This is a genomic window from Roseateles sp., assembly GCF_052436255.1.
Classification (GTDB): Bacteria; Pseudomonadota; Gammaproteobacteria; order Burkholderiales; family Burkholderiaceae_C; genus Pelomonas.
Map to the genome: position 1 here is coordinate 1 of NZ_JBQVNP010000256.1, position 4,295 is coordinate 4,295.

The window sequence follows — 4,295 nt, forward strand, 5'->3', positions numbered from 1 at the left end:
CCGCTCGCCGCGCCCGGCCTCGGCCTTCATCCCGAACGAGCAGCGCGCCGCCGTGCGCACGCAGGCGCAGCTGGCCTGGCTGCTGCCGCTGGTGCGCCTGTCGCTGGCCACGGTGTGGCTGGCCACGGCGGCCGTGTCCGCGGGCCTGTATCCGGTCGAGCTCAGCCATCAGCTGCTGGCGCGCGCCGGCGTGCCCACGGCCCTGCAACCGGCCGCGTTGTGGGGCGCCGTGGCGCTGGACCTGCTGCTGGGCCTGCTGACGCTGTGGCCGATGCGCTCGCGCCGCTGGCTGTGGCCAACGCAGGCCGGGCTGATCCTGTTCTACAGCCTCGTCATCAGCCTGAGCCTGCCCGAGTTCTGGTTGCACCCCTATGGCCCCATGACCAAGAACCTGCCGATGCTGGCCCTGCTGCTGCTGCTGGGGCAGCTGGAGCCGCGCCGCGGCGAGGGATGAGGAGAGCAAGGCTTGGAATACCTCGTCGTCAAATGGCTTCACATCCTGTCGTCGACCGTGCTGTTCGGCACCGGCCTGGGCTCGGCCTACTACATGTTCTTCACCAGCCTGACCCGCCAGCCGGCGGCCACGGCCATCGTCGTGCGCCAGGTCGTCTGGGCCGACTGGCTGTTCACGACGACAACCATCGTCTTCCAGCCGCTCAGCGGTCTGTACCTGGCGCACCTGGCCGGCATCCCGTGGCGAACGCCGTGGATCGCCTGGTCGTTCGCGCTGTACTTCCTGGCCGGCTTGTGCTGGTTGCCGGTGGTGTGGCTGCAGATCCGCATGCGCGGCGTGGCGCTGGCGGCGGCCGCGGCGGGCCTGCCGCTGCCGCCGCAGTACTTCCGCCTGCTCAAGGTCTGGACGGCGCTGGGCGTGCCGGCCTTCCTGGCGCTGCTGGTGGTGTTCTGGTTGATGGTCGCCAAGCCAAGCTGATATGGACGACGGCACCACGGTCATTCAAGCCTTGCTCGCCTGGGTCTGGACACCTGCCCTGGTGATGGCCGGCGCGCTCGACTGGGCCTGTCACCGCCACCTGCGCATCGAGTACAGCGCCGGGTTGAGCGAATCGCTGCTGCACCTGCTGATGCTGGCCGAGGTCGGCGCGGCGCTGCTGGCGGCCTTGTTCCTGCAGCCAACGGCCGGGCTCTTCGTGTTGATCGCGCTGGCGCTGCTGCTGCACGAGGCCACCTATGCCCTCGACCTGCGTGTGGCGCTGGCGCGGCGGCGCATCCCGGCTGTCGAGCAATGGGTGCATGGCTTCCAGCATGTGCTGCCCTGGGCCGGCCTGGCGGGACTGATGGCGCTGTCGCCCGGCCAGGCGCAGGCCCTGCTCGCGCTGGGGGGCGAAGCGCCCGAGTGGTCGTTGCGTCTGAAGGCCACGCCGCCGCACCCCGTCTACACGGCGGCGACCTTGACGGCGGCCCTGCTCTTCAACGGTCTGCCATTTGTGTATGAAGCCTGGCGCAGCCTGCGGGCACGCCAGCGGGGCGCCTGAGCATGCACCGGCTGCTGCCCTGCGCGTTGACCTTGCTGGCGGGCCAAGCGCGGTGCTGGCCGCCATCGTCATGCTGTTTGCAGGGGGAAGCCTTGAAGTAGAAGTGCGCCCCAGGCCGGGCGCACCATGAAAAACGGCCCGGCGCATGCCGGGCCGCCTGCTCAGCGCAATTAACGCTGGCCGCCTTCGCGGTTGGAACCTTCATTGCGCTGCGAACCCTGCTGGTTCTGGTTGGCGTCGCGTTGCTGGTTCTGCTGGTTGGAGCCGTCCTGGCGTTGGCCACCTTGCTGGCCCTGGTTGCCACGCTGCTGCTCCTGCTGGTTGGAGCCCTGCTCGCGCTGGCCGCCTTGCTGGCCCTGGTTGCCGCGCTGCTGCTCCTGCTGGTTGGAGCCGCCTTCCTGACGCTGGCCGCCTTGCTGGTTGGCGCCGGACTGTTCGTTGCGCTGGTTCTCGTTGCGGTTTTGCTGGGACATGAGGATCTCCTGGAAGTTAATCGGCATCTGCCGACCACCCCCTACAGCAATGGCGGTGCCCGGCCCTGGCGCAGCCGCGCACCGAAGTGCGACGCGACATCCCCATACTGGACGTGCGGGATGCGCGTGGTGCGCGGTCGCACCGGGGTTGCGCGTTTTGTTCTGCAAAACCTACCGGTTCCAAAAGCTGGTGTCGACGCGACCGATGACTGCCTGGCTGCGGCGGAGGCGCCCGGCGCGGGTCATCTCATGCGTAGGTTCAGGCCTGCATGCGGCCGCGCGCTTGTCCGGCGCGTTTGCAGCGGGGCAACGGGCCAATATGCGTGACGCCCGCAAACCCCGAAGGAGACGACATGCCCGACGACAAGAGCCAGTCCGGCGGCCAGGACCGCAAGCGCATCAGCCTGGAGCAGGACTACGAGGTGAGGGACTGGAGCAAGAAGTTCGGCGTCACGCCCGATGAACTTCGCGCGGCGGTCAAGGCCGTCGGCAACGATGCCGTGGCCGTCGAGGCCCATCTGCAAGCTCAAGGCGGCGATCGCAGCTGAGCCGTGCGCGTCGCCAGCTGGAACATCAACAGCATCGCCCGCCGGACCGACCTGCTGCTGGACTGGCTGGCGCGCACACAGCCCGATGTCGTCGCGCTGCAAGAGCTGAAGGCTCCCACCGAGGCCTTCCCGACCGCGGCGCTTCAGGAGGCGGGCTATGCATCGCTCGTGGTGGGCCAGCGCACGTGGAACGGCGTGGCCCTGCTGGCCCGCGGCCATGACGTGCTGCCGGTCACCACAACGCTGCCGGGCGACAGCGGTGACAAGGAGGCTCGCTACCTGGAGGCCGCCATCAACGGCGTGTTGTTCGCGGGCCTATACCTGCCCAACGGCAACCCACAGCCGGGCCCGAAGTTCGACTACAAGCTGCGCTGGTTCGAGCGCCTGCGCCAGCGCACGGCGGCGCTGTGGGCGTCGGGCCAGCCGGTCGTGCTGTTGGGTGACTGGAACGTCGTGCCGACCGATGCCGACATCTACAAGCCCGACAGCTGGCGCGATGACGCGCTGCTGCAGCCGCAGCCACGCGCCGCCTTCGCCGAGGTGCTCCGCCAGGGCTGGACCGACGCCATCAAGGCCGTCCATCCGGGCCAAGTGCCGTTCACCTTCTGGGACTACCGCCGCCGCGCCTGGGAGCGTGACGCCGGCCTGCGCATCGACCACATCCTGGTCAGCGCCTCACTGAGCGTGGTGAACGCCGGCGTGGACCGCGAGGAGCGCGGCCGCGAAAGCGCGAGCGACCACGCGCCGGTGTGGGCCGAGATCAAGCTGGGCAAGCCGAAGCGGTCCAGGGCGGCAAGGGCCGGCAAAGCGGCCTGACATGCAGCAAGCCGCGCTGTTCGACGACCTGCCGCCCTCGCCCGGCGCGCTGCCGGACGGCCTGCGCTACGAGACGGCCTTCCTGAGCACCGACGAGGAAGCTGCGCTGATCGCCCTCGTGCAAGGCCTGCCTTTGCAGCAGGCGCAGTACAAGGGCTACACCGCGCGCCGCCGCGTGGTCAGCTATGGCGGCAGTTTCGACGACGACGCCAACGCGCTGCAGCCTGCTGCCGAGCTGATCGAGGAGCTGCAGCCGCTGCGCCAGCGCGTCGCGCAATGGGCGGGCGTGGATGCGGTTGCCCTGGTGCATGGGCTCATCGCCGAGTACCGCCCCGGCACGCCGCTGGGCTGGCACCGTGATGTGCCGGATTTCGAGGACGTGTTCGGCGTGTCCCTCGGCAGCGAAGCGTGGCTGCGCCTGCGCCCCTACCCGCCCGACCGGCCGCGACGCGAGGACGTCATCAAACTGCGCGTCCAGCCGCGCTCCATCTATGCGCTGCGCGGCAGCGCGCGCTGGGCCTGGCAGCACAGCGTGGCGCCGGTGCAGGCGCTGCGCTGGTCCATCACCTTCAGGACAGCGCGGCGCGCGGCCTGAGCCTCGCAGAGCGCATGTTTCCCGGTCAGCGCCGCCAGGCTTGGCTAGACAGGCAGCCGGTAGCGCTGCCCCTTGAAGTTCAGCACCAGCTCGCGCGGGCGGATCTGCTCCAGGACCAGATCGGCGCCCAGCCGCGCGCCCTCGCGCATCACCTCGCCGTTGACCATCACGAAGCGGCTGGCCGGATCGTCGGAGTAGACCGAGCCGCTGATGGCCAGGTTGGGCAGCTCGCGCCGCGTGGTTTCGGGCAGCTCGGACAGCCGTGGGATGCGCACCTCCGCCACAGCGGCGGGCGCGGGGGCGAGCACGGCGGCGGGCCTTGGCGCCGGGGCAACCGCCACCGCGACCGGTGGCGGCGCGGGTGGCAGGT

At 70.0% G+C, this 4,295-nt stretch carries 8 protein-coding genes; 6 read left to right on the top strand and 2 right to left on the bottom strand.

The genetic code is table 11. The features are described from left to right. The 3 genes from ACT6S0_RS26985 to ACT6S0_RS26995 form a co-directional block, all read left to right on the top strand. Nucleotides 1-454: DoxX-like family protein (locus tag ACT6S0_RS26985; RefSeq protein WP_444766810.1), on the top strand; the 454-nt coding region annotated here is incomplete at its 5' end. A 12-nt stretch (nt 455-466) separates the two neighbouring features. Then, a complete protein-coding gene (locus ACT6S0_RS26990; RefSeq protein WP_444766811.1) occupies nt 467-931 on the top strand; it encodes a DUF2269 family protein in 465 nt (154 codons plus the stop codon). 1 nt (nt 932) lies between these two features. Then, nucleotides 933-1,493 carry a diguanylate cyclase gene (locus tag ACT6S0_RS26995; RefSeq protein ID WP_444766812.1) on the top strand — a complete coding sequence of 187 codons (561 nt, stop codon included), beginning with the start codon at nt 933-935 and terminating at the stop codon, nt 1,491-1,493. 170 nt (nt 1,494-1,663) lie between these two features. Here the strand turns inward: ACT6S0_RS26995 and ACT6S0_RS27000 are convergent, their stop codons facing one another. Next, nucleotides 1,664-1,966 carry a hypothetical protein gene (locus ACT6S0_RS27000; RefSeq protein WP_444766813.1) on the bottom strand — a complete coding sequence of 101 codons (303 nt, stop codon included), beginning with the start codon at nt 1,964-1,966 and terminating at the stop codon, nt 1,664-1,666. Between the two features lie 353 nt (nt 1,967-2,319). Here ACT6S0_RS27000 and ACT6S0_RS27005 point away from each other — a divergent pair, with 353 nt between their 5' ends. The 3 genes from ACT6S0_RS27005 to ACT6S0_RS27015 are packed head-to-tail and all read left to right on the top strand — an operon-like array spanning nt 2,320 to nt 3,925. Continuing rightward, the gene (locus tag ACT6S0_RS27005; RefSeq protein WP_444766814.1) at nt 2,320-2,514 is read left to right on the top strand and encodes a DUF3606 domain-containing protein; all 195 of its coding nucleotides are present in this window, start codon (nt 2,320-2,322) and stop codon (nt 2,512-2,514) included. A 3-nt stretch (nt 2,515-2,517) separates the two neighbouring features. Next, complete coding sequence (locus ACT6S0_RS27010; protein ID WP_444766815.1) at nt 2,518-3,330, top strand: exodeoxyribonuclease III; 813 nt, start codon at nt 2,518-2,520, stop codon at nt 3,328-3,330. A gap of 1 nt (nt 3,331) precedes the next feature. Then, nucleotides 3,332-3,925: an alpha-ketoglutarate-dependent dioxygenase AlkB gene (locus ACT6S0_RS27015; RefSeq protein WP_444766816.1), complete on the top strand. Its 594-nt coding sequence runs from the start codon at nt 3,332-3,334 to the stop codon at nt 3,923-3,925. A gap of 44 nt (nt 3,926-3,969) precedes the next feature. Here ACT6S0_RS27015 and ACT6S0_RS27020 read toward each other — a convergent pair. Beyond that, the coding region (locus ACT6S0_RS27020; protein ID WP_444766817.1) for a general secretion pathway protein GspB at nt 3,970-4,295 on the bottom strand (326 nt) is incomplete at its 5' end.

Bases quoted from the DNA above. Each gene is read 5' to 3' on its own strand.
- ACT6S0_RS26995 (WP_444766812.1), top strand. From the start codon at position 933: ATGGACGACGGCACCACGGTCATTCAAGCCTTGCTCGCCTGGGTCTGG.
- ACT6S0_RS27000 (WP_444766813.1), bottom strand. From the start codon at position 1,966: ATGTCCCAGCAAAACCGCAACGAGAACCAGCGCAACGAACAGTCCGGC.
- ACT6S0_RS27005 (WP_444766814.1), top strand. From the start codon at position 2,320: ATGCCCGACGACAAGAGCCAGTCCGGCGGCCAGGACCGCAAGCGCATC.
- ACT6S0_RS27015 (WP_444766816.1), top strand. From the start codon at position 3,332: ATGCAGCAAGCCGCGCTGTTCGACGACCTGCCGCCCTCGCCCGGCGCG.